Source organism: Metabacillus indicus (assembly GCF_046603695.1).
Lineage (GTDB): Bacteria > Bacillota > Bacilli > Bacillales > Bacillaceae > Bacillus_P > Bacillus_P indicus.
In genome coordinates this window covers 2,168,154-2,183,132 of sequence record NZ_CP176757.1, presented here as the reverse complement: position 1 = coordinate 2,183,132, position 14,979 = coordinate 2,168,154, and the positions used below count along the sequence as shown (strand labels likewise).

General features: G+C 44.4%; 12 protein-coding genes and 1 riboswitch. Of the genes, 11 read left to right on the top strand and 1 reads right to left on the bottom strand.

Annotated features, from left to right (window positions below; translation table 11 throughout):
* Positions 1–65 precede the first annotated feature (65 nt).
* The 6 genes from ACK1LH_RS10915 (at position 66) to thiE (ending at position 6,339) form a co-directional block, all read left to right on the top strand.
* Positions 66–1,544, top strand: a complete 1,479-nt coding sequence (locus ACK1LH_RS10915) for a spore germination protein (protein WP_282033925.1) — start codon at positions 66–68, stop codon at positions 1,542–1,544.
* Positions 1,545–1,554: 10 nt separating this feature from the next.
* Complete coding sequence (locus ACK1LH_RS10910) at positions 1,555–2,736, top strand: Ger(x)C family spore germination protein (protein ID WP_411333026.1); 1,182 nt, start codon at positions 1,555–1,557, stop codon at positions 2,734–2,736.
* 26 nt (positions 2,737–2,762) lie between these two features.
* Positions 2,763–3,872: a GerAB/ArcD/ProY family transporter gene (locus ACK1LH_RS10905; protein WP_411333025.1), complete on the top strand. Its 1,110-nt coding sequence runs from the start codon at positions 2,763–2,765 to the stop codon at positions 3,870–3,872.
* 50 nt (positions 3,873–3,922) lie between these two features.
* Positions 3,923–4,032, top strand: a riboswitch (TPP riboswitch).
* 51 nt (positions 4,033–4,083) lie between these two features.
* Positions 4,084–4,893: a hydroxyethylthiazole kinase gene (gene thiM, locus ACK1LH_RS10900; protein ID WP_411333024.1), complete on the top strand. Its 810-nt coding sequence runs from the start codon at positions 4,084–4,086 to the stop codon at positions 4,891–4,893.
* Positions 4,890–5,717: a bifunctional hydroxymethylpyrimidine kinase/phosphomethylpyrimidine kinase gene (gene thiD, locus ACK1LH_RS10895; protein ID WP_411333023.1), complete on the top strand. Its 828-nt coding sequence runs from the start codon at positions 4,890–4,892 to the stop codon at positions 5,715–5,717. Before thiM ends, thiD begins: the two co-directional genes overlap by 4 nt.
* On the top strand, positions 5,698–6,339 hold the full coding sequence (gene thiE / locus ACK1LH_RS10890) for a thiamine phosphate synthase (protein ID WP_282033920.1): 642 nt from the start codon (positions 5,698–5,700) through the stop codon (positions 6,337–6,339). Before thiD ends, thiE begins: the two co-directional genes overlap by 20 nt.
* 41 nt (positions 6,340–6,380) lie before the next feature.
* On the opposite strand, the gene ACK1LH_RS10885 is transcribed toward thiE, so the two are convergent.
* On the bottom strand, positions 6,381–8,030 hold the full coding sequence (locus ACK1LH_RS10885; protein WP_411333022.1) for an alkaline phosphatase: 1,650 nt from the start codon (positions 8,028–8,030) through the stop codon (positions 6,381–6,383).
* 459 nt (positions 8,031–8,489) lie between these two features.
* Between ACK1LH_RS10885 and ACK1LH_RS10880 the strand changes: the two genes are divergently transcribed.
* From ACK1LH_RS10880 to ACK1LH_RS10860, 5 genes are read left to right on the top strand one after another with little or no spacing between them, the layout of a single operon-like run.
* Positions 8,490–9,842, top strand: coding sequence for an aspartate aminotransferase family protein (locus ACK1LH_RS10880; RefSeq protein WP_203287333.1), 1,353 nt, complete (start codon positions 8,490–8,492; stop codon positions 9,840–9,842).
* Positions 9,843–9,853: 11 nt separating this feature from the next.
* Complete coding sequence (locus ACK1LH_RS10875) at positions 9,854–11,350, top strand: pyridoxal phosphate-dependent decarboxylase family protein (protein WP_411333021.1); 1,497 nt, start codon at positions 9,854–9,856, stop codon at positions 11,348–11,350.
* Positions 11,347–13,131, top strand: coding sequence for an IucA/IucC family protein (locus ACK1LH_RS10870; protein WP_411333020.1), 1,785 nt, complete (start codon positions 11,347–11,349; stop codon positions 13,129–13,131). Before ACK1LH_RS10875 ends, ACK1LH_RS10870 begins: the two co-directional genes overlap by 4 nt.
* The gene (locus tag ACK1LH_RS10865; RefSeq protein WP_411333019.1) at positions 13,128–13,679 is read left to right on the top strand and encodes a GNAT family N-acetyltransferase; all 552 of its coding nucleotides are present in this window, start codon (positions 13,128–13,130) and stop codon (positions 13,677–13,679) included. The genes ACK1LH_RS10870 and ACK1LH_RS10865 overlap by 4 nt, the downstream gene beginning before the upstream one ends.
* Before the next feature lie 37 nt (positions 13,680–13,716).
* Positions 13,717–14,976 (top strand): lysine N(6)-hydroxylase/L-ornithine N(5)-oxygenase family protein, encoded by a 1,260-nt coding sequence (locus tag ACK1LH_RS10860; protein ID WP_411335089.1) that lies wholly within the window; start codon positions 13,717–13,719, stop codon positions 14,974–14,976.
* Positions 14,977–14,979: the final 3 nt, after the last annotated feature.

Here is a 14,979-nt window from a genome sequence, read left to right as displayed (position 1 = left end):
TGCGTATACTCAAGGGGAATTTAAGGAATATTAATCCATACTAAATTGAAATTGAGGGACTGCGCATGTCAAAAATGGTTGCTCCTGAAAAAATACCCCAATCCCTGCATGCCGGCAAATTGCTGATTTGTGAGAAGCTGGGTAACAGTTCGGATTTGAAATTTAAAGAAATGAAAAATAACGGATTTACTTTTTTAATTGTATATATCAGCACGATTGTTGAAAACAAACAGCTGGAGGAGCTGATTCTTCCATCACTTGCTTCATTTGATGCAGAAAAGGCCCATGCAGCTGATGATACCGTTGACTTCCTCATGGATCATGTTATTGCTCTGAAGGACACCAGGATAATAACAGACATGAATGATGCAGTAAATGAGCTCCTTTTTGGCAATACTGTCATTCTTTTAGAAGGTCAGTCGAGCTGTATTACAGCCGGAACGGACAAGTTTCCTGAGAGGAGTATTTCAAACCCGAAAGCTCAGCGGACTCTGAAAGGACCAGACATCGGATTTAACGAAGATATTTCTTCAAATACGGCATTAATCAGAAAGGTGATCAGAAATCCTGCACTCAGAATTGAGTCTCCGGATATCAATTCAACAACTAAAATCTGCATCATTTACATGGAAGGAGTAGCCGACAAGGAAATCATAAAAGAGCTGAAAGAAGAGCTTTCCTCTATAAAAATGGACATAATTCTTGACTCGAATTATCTTGAAGAGACCCTGCAAAAATCTTCAAACTCCATTTTCCCGCTGACTCTTTCAACGGACAGACCGGACGTTGTCTGCAGTGAAATCATGGAAGGGAGAATTGCTCTCATCGTTGACGGGACGCCGTTTGTCGTCACCTTGCCGACTGTGTTCGTGCAGCTTTTTCAGTCACCGGATGATTATTACTTTTTGACAAAGAAGATTATGGCAAAGCGGTTGTCACGGATGTTAATTTATTGTTTTTCCATCCTGCTTCCGGCCCTGTATATTGCGTTTACGATTTATCATCCAGGTCTGATTCCGACTAATCTGCTCGTTGGAATTGTCACGCAGAGGGAACTTGTGCCTGCTCCAACGGTTGTTGAGACCATCGTCTTTTATTTTCTGATTCTGATTATTACGGAAAGTTCGCTTAGACTTCCGCAATCCGTTGTGTTTACGGTCACTGTTTTTGCGGCCATTGTCCTTGGGCAATCTGCGGTTGAAGCTTATCTTGTTCAGCCATTTACACTGGTTGTATTAAGTGCATCCTACATTTTTTCAAGCATCATTCCGGTATATTCTCTTGCCACGGTTTCTCAAAAACTGACTGTCGTTTTTATGTTTCTTGCATCCGTTTTAGGTTTTTTCGGCATTATTGCAGGGATTATGTATTACCTGCTTCAGTTATCTTCATCAAGATCATTCGGGGTGCCGTATCTTGCTCCGTTCGCTCCTTTTAAGCTTGAAGATCAAAAGGATGCTGCATTCAGGGTGCCCATGTATGAACAGCTGAACAATAAGAAGACCTTTACTAAAGAAGAAAAAGACCAGCTGAAAAACGAGTAAGGAGGACACGATGAAGAAAAAAGCATGGGGACTCATATTTTTCGTCATTCTTACTCTTGGTTCCAGTGTGGTTATTTCAAAAAATGTAGAGGATACCCTGATTAAATCGATTTCCATCGTCAGTGCGATAGGAATTGACTCCAGTAATGAAGGGTATGAGGTAACACTTCAGATGATCAATACTGCAGCTAAACCTGATTCAGCTGGAGAAGTACCGGGTTCAATTATCTACCAGCAATCAGGCAGAACCATTTCTCAGGCAGTTAAAAACATCCTAAACCGCAATCCAAAGAAAATTTTTCTCGACAGCGCCGAATTGATTGTCATTGGAGAACAAACAGCAAGGGAACAAGGGATTCATGAGATACTGACTTTGTTTCTGACAGAATCTGAAATTTCATCCAGCATAAGAATTATGGTCACAAAAGATTATCCGGCAAGCAAAATTATAAAAACCATTACCCCGGCGGAAAAGGTCTCATCTAAAAGAATCAACGACATAGTCCATAGCAATGAATTAAACCTTGGATCTGTGGCAAGTGTATATCCTGTTAAAGTGATGAACGATCTTCTCATAAATATTAAAGCAACAGCGCTTCCTTATGTTACTCTGAGCAGTGATCAGGATATAGGTTCCTCACAAGAGAACATTTCTTCCCCTGAGCCGGAAGTTCTTTTAATCCTGAACGGAATGGCTTATTTTAAAAAAGACAAGCTTGCTGGTTATTTAACCAGGGATGAGAGCAAGATTTTTCTTGGTTTTACGAACAATACGAAAAAAGCGACGATTGAGACTAAATGCGGAGCTGCTGACGATCAAGGTTTTTTTACCGTTCACATCAAAAAGTCAAAAACCAGTGTAAAACCAGTATACAAAAATGGAATGGTCTCATTTCAAGTCGAACGGAAGATGAAAGGGGAATTGTTTGAAAGCACATGCAGACAGGATGATCTTCCTTATTTAGAATCAAGGGCCGAAGCAGTCTTAAAAAGTGAGATGGTAGGACTGATTGCCAAAAGTCAGGAAGAAAACAATGACTTTCTTGGCTTTCTAAAAGAAGTCTACTTGAGAAACCCATATAAATTTGAGGAAATCAACAAAAAATGGAAAGAACTATATCCTGAGGTTCCGGTAGAAGTAGAAGTGGATTTGGAGATTGAAGATATTGGAGATGTGAACCGGATACCGTAACCCTTTCATGCAAAGGATGATGAATGATGAATCAGCAGATTACTCCTTATCAGGTTTTTTCCTTAATGGTTCTTTTTCTATTAGGCAGTACAGTGGTAGTAGGGCTCAGCTTAGATGCTGAGGAAGAAGCCTGGCTTGTAAATATGATAGCCACGGCGACAGGTACAGGCATTTATTTTTTGTATATATGGATTCTCCGCATTGATCCCAGGAGAAAAACCTTTACAGAGCTTTTGAAAACAAGTTTCGGCAAGTGGATAGGGACTTGTTTCATTGGCCTTTACGCGGTCTATTTTCTTTACATCGGCATGAGAGTAGTGAAAGATTTTGAGTTTTTCATCAGCACGGTCCTTTTTTACAACATTGAAACCTGGGTCATTGGTTTTGTTTTCATTCTGCTGGCAGGTTATGCGTGCATATTAGGATTAGAGGCGATTGCAAGAGTATCGGAATTGCTCTTTTTCGGAAGTATTATGATGATTGCGGTGACCACACTCATAACCATTTTGAACCCAATGTTCGAATGGACAAATGTTCTACCTCTTATAAAGCCTGACTGGAGGTCTGTGATAGGCTCTGTTTTTCCAGCAAAAATAACGTTTCCGTTCGGAGAACTGATTGCATTCCTTATGATTTTTCCCGCTGTGAATGATCAGTCCTATTTGCTTAAAAGAGGATGGATGGCTGTTGTATTCAGCGGTCTCATTATTATTGCCATAACAGAATCCATCATCGGCATGCTAGGGGCGAAAATTGCGGTCTACTTTTCCTATCCCCTCATTAAATCAATTGAAACGATTGATTTGCTGGATTTTTTTCAGCATATTGAAATCCTGTCTGTCATTGTTTTTTTCTTTGTAGGGTTTATAAAAGTGGTGCTCTTCTGCTATGCCGCTATAAAAAGCCTGTCTGAGATTATGCCCAGGGCAAAAAATAATTACCTCGTATACGGGGTCCTTTCAGCTGGATTCGCATTCACCTTTTTTATGGATAAAAGCATAGTAGAGCATACGATAACCGGTCTTGAATTTGTTCCAAAGTATATCCACCTTCCATTACAATTCGGCATTCCGCTGCTGCTGCTTGCAATCCTTCTTCTAAAGAAGATGCTGAAGAAAAAGAAGACAGCTGAATAAGAGAAATAGTTGCAAAATCTTCCCTGTAAGAGTAGACTTTGAAACAAAGTACATAACAAAACGGGAGCTTGTGGAATCAGGCTGAGAGTGCGGCTAACTGCTGCAGACCGGATGAACCTGTTGGATAATGCCAGCGCAGGGAGATTATAGGGATACCTGTAAGCACTTTGCCGCGGCAAAGTGCTTATTTATATTGGAGGGGGAAACAATTATGTCCATTCAAGCAGAATTCATTTTGGAGAAAGTGAGAGATCAAAATCCGCTTGTGCACAACATAACAAATACAGTTGTCACAAATTTTACGGCAAACGGGCTTCTGGCGCTTGGGGCTTCTCCCGTCATGGCCTATGCCAAAGAAGAAGTGGCGGATATGGCAATGATAGCCGGGGCAGTCGTACTGAACATCGGCACTTTGGATGAGAGAATAGTAGAGTCGATGCTGATTGCAGGGGCATCTGCCAATAAGCATGGTGTTCCGGTTATTTTAGATCCGGTTGGAGCAGGGGCAACACCTTACAGGACGAAAACGGCCAAAATGCTTGCCGAAACGCTGAACATTGCCGTGATAAGAGGCAATGCTGCAGAGGTGGCAAGTCTTGCCGGTGAAAACTGGGCAATAAAAGGAGTCGATTCTGGTGCAGGAGAAGGGGATGCTGCAGCACTTGCCGTTAAAGCTGCAAAGCAGCTGAACACCGTTGTTGTGATTACCGGAAAAACGGACTTTATTTCAGACGGGGATCGGCTTTTCAGCTGTAAAAACGGCCATCAGCTTCAGACAAAAGTGACTGGGACAGGATGCTTGTTAAGCTCAGTTGTCGGAGCGTTTTGTGCAGTTGAAAAAGAGTATGTTTTTGCCGCTGCTGCCGCTGCCGCCGTCTATGGATGCGCTGCTGAAGCAGCCGTGGAAAGGCTGTACAGACTTGAACCGGGCAGCTTTCAAATCGAGTTTTTAAATGAACTGTATCATCTTGAACCAAAAGATTTGAAGGAACGCATCAAGCTTGAGGAGGTGCTTGCATGAGTGTTGCAAGAGCATTAACGATAGCAGGTTCTGACAGCGGCGGAGGCGCAGGAATACAGGCTGATTTAAAAACATTTCAGGAGCTCCGTGCATTTGGAATGTCAGCTATAACAGCAGTGACAGCTCAAAACACCCTTGGCGTGCACGGCGTATTCCCGCTTCCGGCAGAGGCTGTTGTAAAGCAAATAGAAGCGATTGGGTCAGATCTTGGAACAGATGCGCTGAAGACAGGAATGCTTTTCAGCAGTGAAATCATTGAAGCTGTTTCTGCCCAGATTAAACGATTCGGCTGGGAAAAGGTTGTCGTTGATCCTGTTATGATTGCAAAAGGAGGCGCGTCACTCCTGCAGCAGGAAGCGATTGACTCTTTAATCAATCATCTCCTGCCTCTCGCACTCGTTGTCACCCCGAACATTCCAGAGGCTGAAGTTCTCTCAGGCATAAAAATTGAAACGATTGAAGACCGGAAACGTGCGGCAGAAAAACTGCATGCATTTGGAGCAGAATATGTCGTGATTAAAGGCGGGCATGCAGAGGAGACTGAGCAGGTAATCGACATGCTCTATGACGGAAATAATTTCTTCTATTACGAGAACAAAAGGATTGAGACGAAGAATACACATGGAACCGGGTGTACGTTTGCCGCTGCGATTACTGCTGAGCTTGCTAAAGGCAGCAGTGTTCAACATGCGGTTCAGCTTGCAGCCGATTTTATTCATGCCGCGATAAAAGATGATCTCAGGCTTGGAAACGGACACGGTCCAACAAATCATTGGGCATATCAGGAAAGAAGGACGGGACGATATGGAAAGCAGCATACTTAGGCATAAACTGAACCTGTATTTTATCATGGGAAGCACGAATTGCCTGAAAGGATCTGAAGACGTGCTTCTTGAAGCTATTAAAGGCGGAATCACGATGTTTCAATACCGTGAAAAAGGAAAAAATGCACTTACAGGAATAGATAAGCTCAAGCTTGCGCGCAGTCTTCAAAAGATATGCGCTTTGCATCAGGTTCCCTTTATTGTCAATGACGATATTGACCTTGCAGTCGAACTTGATGCTGATGGGGTTCACATTGGACAGGATGACGCTGATGCGGGTGAGGTGCGGGAAAGAATCGGAAACAAGATTCTCGGTGTTTCTGCCCATACGATGGCAGAGGTGAAAAAAGCAATGAAAGATGGTGCGGATTACATTGGGGCGGGGCCCATATATCCAACTGTAACGAAGGAAGATGCTGAACCTGTAAAAGGGACACTATTGATTGAAGCAGTAAGAAAGGCGGGTATTACCATTCCTATTGTCGGCATCGGCGGAATAACATCAGCCAATGCCCGTGCTGTTATAGAAGCAGGAGGGGACGGAGTTTCCGTGATTTCAGCCATCAGCCTGTCCGGGGATCCATGCGGAGCAGCGGAGGAATTACTGAGATCTGTTCAATAAAAAACAGCGGGCACATTCAATTTGATGTGCCCGCTGTTTGTTTATTTGGACTTTTTAATGAGTTGGACAGCATCCTTGGAAAGATAGAATCTGTCTTTCGTTTGAACCGTTACACTGTCCAGCTCGATTTCTTTGCCGTTTACAATGGCAAGATTTTTATTCACTGGAAATTCAGCTGTAGTCTTACCTTTTTTCACTACTAGAACAGAGTTGTTTTTATCTTCAGCGTTGACAGATACTTTTGCACCCATTGCTTCAAATGCCGTTTTTGCGTCAACAAACAGTTTTTTGTCGAGCTCTTTTAAATCAAAGCCCATGGCTGAAGCTGTAATATGGGCAATGTCAGTGTTTTCAACAAAGCCAATCGGTTTACCAGGTCCATACGAGTACATGAATAAGTCTTCTCCTGTATGTCCGCCGGACGTAAAGCCAATGTTGGCACGCTCAGCAAGGAGCTCAACCAGCGTTTTCGCAAGATTCTTGCTGTCGTTAATCGCTTGTGTTTCTTCCGCAGTCGGGTTCTTAATACCGTAAAGTGCTGCCACTTCCAATTTGTTTGACTGATCCGGCTTTAACTGCTTCATTGCACCTTCAAGAGTCAATTCTGCTTCTTTTAATGGATCTATATACTCAGACACCGGGATGGAAGGGTAGTCTGCACTTGTATTCTGGTTGCCGATTGAAATACCGCTGTTGCCGTGATCAGAAAGAGCGATAACCATTGTGTTTTTATCCTTTTTTGCAAAGTCCAGCGCTTCTTTGACTGCTGCATCAAAAGCAAGCGTATCACTGATCATGCCAATTGGATCATTTGCATGGGCAGCCCAGTCCGGTTTGCTTCCTTCTACCATCAGGAAGAAACCGTCTTTATCTTTAGAAAGCGTGGAGATTCCCTTTTTCGTCATTTCTGCAAGAGTCGGCTCATTCGGATTTGTAGTCTCACGGTCCATGTCATAGGCTAGAGCAGCTGGTGCGAACGCTCCCCAAAGCTTGCTTGATCTTGAATTTAAAAGCTCCTCGCGCGACTCAATGATGTCATAACCTCTGTCTTCTGCAACTTTAACCAGATTTTCTCCATCTTTCCGGCTGTTTTTAGCCGTTCCTGTTGTCAGAGAATCCTTTCCTCCTCCTAAAACAACATCAATATCCTGATAGATTTGCTGTTCGGCAATATTGTCATACTCTCCCCGGTGGGAAGCATGCGATGAAAAAGCAGCAGGGGTGGCGTGCTGAATTTCAGAAGTAGAGATAATGCCTGTTGCTTTGCCGCTTAACTTAGCACCTTCAAGAACATTCGCAACGGGCTTGTGGGGCTGATCGGCAAGTGAACTGTCCAGTCCCGGTGATGAAACTGTTTCAGGCAGAACGCCGACAAACTTATCATTTGATTTATTTCCGGTTGCCATAGCAGTGCCTGCAGGAGCAGAATCTGTAATTGCTGATTCTGCAGAATATGTACGAACCCCCCCGGTTAAAATCTCATCCATAGCAAGAGGACCGCCTTTATACCATCTTGCAAGAGTAGTAGTCGATGAACTCACGCCATCCATGACAAGAACAATCACATTTTGAGCTTGTGATTTAGCTTTCTTCGCTTCTGCTTTTTCATTGGCTGCCGTGAATCCCAAAGATCCCGCTGCCAGTGTTCCGGCAAGGGTAATGCCGAGGATTTTCTTGTTTAAAGTCATCATTTAGCCTCCCGAAAATTAATTGATATAACTAAAGAATATCGGCTAAACGTTAACCTCGTATGTAGGGTTTGTAAAAGAAAAATAAATACATGATTACCGGAATGTTAAGGTGATGCATAAGGAGGGGGAGGAATATCACAGGCTAAAAGAAAAAATAATATTATTATGTTAACTAAGTGAAGCGTTCTAGAATCAGATATAATGCATAAGCCATGGGAGGTTATATGACCCTAATGGTATGTATAAGCCAGATTAAAGCAGGAAAATAGATCCATTTCAAATAAGCGGAACATCCTGCAATCTGGGCAGGATGAACTGAATCATCTAAACCTCATTGACATTGATAATCATTTTCAATTAATATTCACATGTAATCAAATATGTTGAAGCGGCGGTCATACCGTTTTTATTTTTAAATGAGAATGAGAATTATTATCATATAAAGAAGGGTGATTATTCATGCTGACAAATGAATTCTATTTAAACAGTCAAAACAAAAGAGAATCAAATGCAAGATCCTATCCTCGCAGATTACCGATCGCCATCAGTGAGGCAGAGGGCATTTTTGTCAAAGATGTTGAAAATAAAACCTACATAGACTGCCTGGCAGGGGCTGGAACGCTTGCCCTTGGCCATAATCATCCGGTTGTGATCCAAGCACTCGAGAATGTGATAAAAGGGAAGCGTCCATTGCATACGCTGGATCTGACAACTCCCATGAAAGAGGAATTTGTTGAAGAGCTTTACAATGCATTGCCGCCTTCATTTGCAGAAAATGCAAAGATTCAGTTTTGCGGACCTTCAGGATCAGATGCTGTTGAAGCTGCGATGAAGCTTGTTAAAACAGCAACTGGCAGAGGCGGCATGCTTTCCTTCCAGGGCGGATATCACGGCATGACGAATGGTTCTCTGAGCCTTATGGGAAATCTCGGACCCAAGTCCAGCATTCAAAATTTAATGTCTGATGTGCACTTCCTGCCGTATCCATATTCTTACCGCTGCCCGTTTGGCATTGGCGGAGATGAAGGAGCTGCAGTCGGTTCAACCTTTATTGACCGGACACTGAATGATCCTGAATCTGGAATCGTTAAGCCGGCCGGCATGGTCATGGAGATTGTCCAGGGGGAAGGCGGGGCCATACCTGCACCTGACGAATGGGTAAGACAAGTGCGGAGGATTACTGCTGAACAGCAAATCCCGCTTATAGTAGATGAAGTTCAGACAGGCTTTGGAAGAACCGGGAAAATGTTTGCTTTTGAGCATTCGGGCATTACACCAGATGCGGTGGTCCTGTCAAAAGCGATTGGCGGAACGCTTCCTTTAGCAGTGGTTGTCTATCATAAAGATCTGGATCAATGGGGCCCTGGTGCTCACTCCGGTACATTTCGCGGGAATCAGCTGGCCATTGCAGCAGGAACCGCTACGATGAAGTTTATTAAAAAGGAAAAGCTTGATGAACAGGCAGCAGTACTTGGAGATTTTCTGATGCTCCGGTTAAAGCAAATGAAACAGGAGCTCTCAAGTATTGGCGACGTGCGCGGTCTTGGACTCATGGTCGGTGCCGAAATCGTGGATAAAACGGCTGATGCTGACGCGTTGGGAAGCTACCCTGCTTATCCTGAACTTGCTAAAAGAATTCAGCAGGAATGCTTTAAACGCGGGCTGATCCTGGAGCTTGGCGGGCGGCATGGCAGCACTGTACGCTTCCTTCCTCCGCTCATTATCACAAAAGAGCAGCTTGAAACGGTTTGCGGCCTTTTCTATGAAGCAGCCCTGGCAGCAGAAAAAGAACTTATTCCAAGTTTCGTATAAGGAGTACACTAATGACAACGAGCATACAAACGGCATTTGACCGATATTTCCTGACCAGCTCAAAGGAGAGTCTTGAAGAATATCAGTCAGTCATGAATCACGCAATGGAAACACTGAAATCTGTTGTTCTCGAACAAACACCTTTTAGCGGCGCAGAGCCGCAGCATATAAAAGAAACAATCCAATCTCACTTCCCCAATGTGCATCCTGACGAGGCAATGAACACTGAACTGCTGTTTCAGAAGCTGAACGCAGCTGTCGGGAGGCACAGCATTTCGGTTCATCATCCGTCATGTGCCGCCCACCTTCACTGTCCGCCCATGCTGCCGGGTCTTGCAGCAGAAGCGCTGATCTCAGGGTTAAATGTTTCGATGGATTCCTGGGATCAAAGCGGGGCGGCAACGATGGTGGAGCAAATGATGATGGATGGGCTGTGCCGCCTTTTTGGACTTCCAGAAGGTGACGGGGTCATGACAAGCGGGGGAACACAATCCAATCTGATGGGACTGATGCTTGCAAGAGAGCATGCCTGCATGAAGCTGTGGAACTGGGACGTCAAAAAGCAGGGTCTCCCGCCGGAGCAGAAACGGCTGAAAATTCTTTGTTCGGATGCGGCGCATTTCTCTGTACAGCAGTCAGCTGCCGTATTGGGACTCGGAGAGGATGCGGTCGTTCCGGTTAGAACGGATCATGCCCACAGAATGTGCATGAAGGATTTAATCAAAAAGCTCAAGGAACTGAGGACCGCAGGGGAGTTTCCATTTGCCTTATTCGCAACAGCGGGAACAACGGATTTTGGAGCAATCGATCCTCTAATGGAAATGAGCCGTGCCGCGAAACAATACGGCCTATGGTTTCATGTAGATGCAGCATATGGGGGAGGCCTCATCATGACAGAGCTTCATAAACATAAATTAAACGGTATTGAGGAGGCAGACTCCATAACGGTCGATTTTCATAAGATGTTCTATCAGCCAATCAGCTGCGGCGCGTTTCTCGTCAAAGAACGAAGCTCATTTGCGTATATGAAACGCCATGCAGATTACTTAAATCCAGAGGAAGACGAAGTGCCGAATCTGGTCGGGAAATCTCTTCAGACGACAAGAAGGTTTGACGCCCTAAAACCATTTTTATCGTTTCAGCTTATCGGTAAAAAAGAGTGGTCAGATATCATTTGCCGCACACTTTACCTTGCAGAAGAGGCATACACGATGCTTAAGAGTGATGGAGCGTTTACTCCAATGCATAAACCTGAGCTGAGCACAATTGTTTTCAGATATACGGGTGAGGGCAGGTTTTCAAGTGAAACAGAGGATTTTCTTAACAGCCGAATCAGGGACAGGCTGCTTAATGACGGCGAAGCGGTTATTGCCCGGACAAAAGTGAATAACCGCGTCTGTCTCAAATTTACGCTGTTAAACCCTCTAGTAAAAACAGATGATCTCTCACATATACTGCAGCGAATAAAAGAAATTGGAAGAATTGAATCAGGGAGGATTAACGGATGAACAGAGAAGAAGCTAGGAAAGCTGCAGAACAAGCTGCACTGCAAAGCTATTTGAATTGCTACATAAGAGAAACCGGAACGGGAAAATTCACAGGGGATGCGCCATCAGAACTTGCAAGCGTCCATTCCGGATTATGGCTTCATCTGACTCTTAAAAAGAAGCAGGAGGAGCTTTACATTCCCGTTGATTATGTTTCAGAGACTGGCAGACATCTATTTAATCATGCTGTTTACTATCAATCTGAAAAAATGGACTTTTTAGCTTTTGCAGAGAAAACGCTGGATGAATTGAACACAGGCGAGCAGGACGGGAAAAAGAACGATCTGCTTGAGCGTATTTCACAGAGCTGCAAGCTGATGGCGGAATTTATTTACGAAAGATCAGCGGATGAAGAGGAGTTGTACAGGACTGATTTTCAATTTCTTGAGGCCGAGCAGGCACTGCTTTTCGGACACCTCCTGCACCCTGCGCCAAAAAGCAGGGAAGGAATGAGCGATGAGGATATCAGGACCTATTCACCTGAACTGAAGGGGGCATTTCCGCTCCACTATTTCAGGGCTCCTGCCAATTTAGCCTACTCAAGATCCCTGCTTACGCATTCAGCCATTCAGCAAATAAAGAAGATGGTAAATGATGATCCTGAAATTTCAGAGGCGTTTAAAAGCAAGTACGCACAGGAGGACGGGTATGCATTACTTCCGCTTCATCCATGGCAGGCTCACTATGTTCTGCAGGATGCTGAAATTAGAAAGCTTGCAGATCAGGGCATATTAGAAAACCTTGGGCAGCATGGACGTGCTTACTATGCAACCTCCTCATTAAGAACGGTTTACCATCCGGATGTCCCGTTCATGCTGAAATTTTCACTGAACATCAAAATTACGAATTCTGTCCGGACTAATTTAATGAAGGAACTGGAACGGGGGGCAGAAGTGAAAGCACTGATGGAGACACGCCTCGGGCAGGAAATGGCCGATAAGTTTCCAAATTTCAGCTTTGTGCATGATCCTGCCTTTTTAACATTAAAATTGCCGGACAGAAACGAAACCGGCTTTGAGGTCATTCTTCGGGAAAATCCTTTTTACGGTGAGAACGCAAATCAGGCAGCTGCCGTTGTTTCCTTATGCCAGGACGGGCTGAAAAGAGGCTCTTCAAGACTTTCTAGTGTAATCAGGAATCTTGCCGCTGCAGAAAAGCGCTCTGCAAATGAAGTGAGTGAAAAATGGCTGAAAAAGTACCTCGCTATCTCCATGAAGCCTGTCCTCTGGCTGTATCTTGAGAAGGGAATTGCGCTTGAAGCTCATCAGCAAAACAGCATTGTTCAGCTGAAGGGAGGATATCCAGAGCGATTCTATTACAGGGATAATCAAGGTTTTTACTTCACTGAATCTAGAAAGACCCTCCTTGAATCCTATCTTGCCGGAGCAGGTAAGAAGAGTGAAACACTCTGTTCAGATGCTGTTGCAGATGAGAGACTGAGCTATTATTTCTTTTTCAATCATTTGTTTGGTCTGGTCAATGCATTTGGAACGGCGGGTCTCGCAGACGAACGAAGCCTGCTGCAGATCATTCGGGAGGAAATGGAAGGTTGGGAGGTTTCCGAGGACCATCCATCGCAGCTGATCAAGAACTTTCTTGAAAAAGAAAATCTGCCCTGCAAGGCGAATCTCATGACTGGCTATCACGATTTGGATGAACTTGTCGGCCCGCTTGAAACGCAGTCTGTCTACGTCAATGTAGCAAATCCACTTTTAAAAAAGGAGGCAGTTGCATCATCATGATTCAGCATTCAGAAAAGACAAATATCACTTTCCGCAAGGCCGATTTTGAAACAGACGCCGTCATGCTGCACAAATGGCATCATGAGCCACACGTCATCCCTTACTGGAAGCAGAATTTCCCCTTCAGTCTGTATGCAAAACATCTAAAGTCGCTGCTTGCTGATGAACATCAAACACTGTGGATTGGCGCAGTGAACGGGAACGAAATGAGCTACTTTGAAACATACTGGGCAATGGAAGATCCAATCGGCCGGTATTATGAGGCAGCTCCCTTTGACCAGGGCGTGCATCTGCTGGTTGGTGACCCGTCCTACCTTGGAAAGGGGCTGGCAGCGCCAATGCTCGTGACCATCATGCAGCAAATGTTTTCAGACAGCAGAACGGCACGTCTTGTCGCAGAGCCTGACATCCGCAATGAAAAAATGATTCATATATTCAAAAAGTGCGGTTTTTCAGCCGAAAGAAAGCTAGATCTGCCTGATAAACAGGCGCTGTTTATGGTATGTACAAGAGAAGAATTTGAACGGAGGATGAACGGTGATTTATGACGTAATTGGCGCAGGGCTCGGTCCGTTCAATCTTGGGATGGCAGCCCTGCTTGATGAAACAGAGGGTATTGAAGCGCTGTTTTTTGATCAAAAACCCGAATTTTCATGGCATGAAGGCATGTTAATTGAAGGGACGACTCTGCAGGTCCCGTTCATGGCAGATGCCGTGACGATGGTGAATCCTGCAAGCAAATACAGTTTTCTGAATTACCTGCATGAGCAGAAACGCTTGTATCATTTTTACTTTCTGGAGTCATTTCACATTCCGCGCAGAGAATACAGCCATTACCTCAAGTGGGTGTCGGAACAGCTTTCATCGTGCCGGTTCGGAAAAAAAGTGATTGATGCAGCTGAACATCCTGCTGGCTTTGAAGTGATTGTTGAGGATGTTTTAACTGGTGAAACAGAAACATTTTTAACAAAACATGTAGTGTTTGGAATGGGAAGTGCCCCCTCTATGCCGGATTGGACAGCTTCTGGAAGCAGGAACCTTTATCATTCTTCTGAATTTATGGACAGAAGAAAAGAAGACATGGGATCATCTGTTGCCGTTATTGGATCTGGCCAAAGCGCTGCAGAGATTTTTCTTGAGCTTCTGAGAGGTCAGGAAACCGGCGGATATAAACTGAACTGGTTGACGAGAACGGATGGTTTTTTCCCAATGGAGTATTCAAAACTGGGCCTTGAACATTTTTCTCCGGACTACACGGATTATTTTTATCAGCTGCCGCAGAATCTCAAGGATCAAATTGTGCGGGCGCAGGATTCTCTTTATAAAGGGATAAGCGCTGATACGATTGCAGAAATATATAACCTGCTGTATGAAAGAACAATTGCCGGAAGCAAGCCTGAAGTTCAGCTCCTCGCTAAAACGGCTGTAACAGATATTTCATACAGCGGGGAGGAACTCGTCCTTGCCAGCTGTCAGCGAGAGCAGGCTGAATCGTTTGTTCTTTCAGCAGATACCGTAATTGCAGCAACGGGCTACAAGACCGTCTGGCCTAAAGCATTTAAAAGGCTTGCCGGAGCTATGAAATGGGACAAGGCAGGGCGCCCGGTCATTTCAAGGGACTATCAGGCTGAGATGAACACGCCCCGGGCTCTGCACAGTGTATTTATTCAAAACGGAGAGCTTCACACGCACGGAGTAGGAGCGCCTGACCTCGGCCTTGGAGCTTACAGAAATGCACATATCATTAATACCATTGCTGGAAAAGCGGTTTTTGATCTGTCTGACAAAAATGTGTTTCAGCACTTTGGAACAAAACATGTTGCCGGAAAGAAACAACTGGTTTAGGAG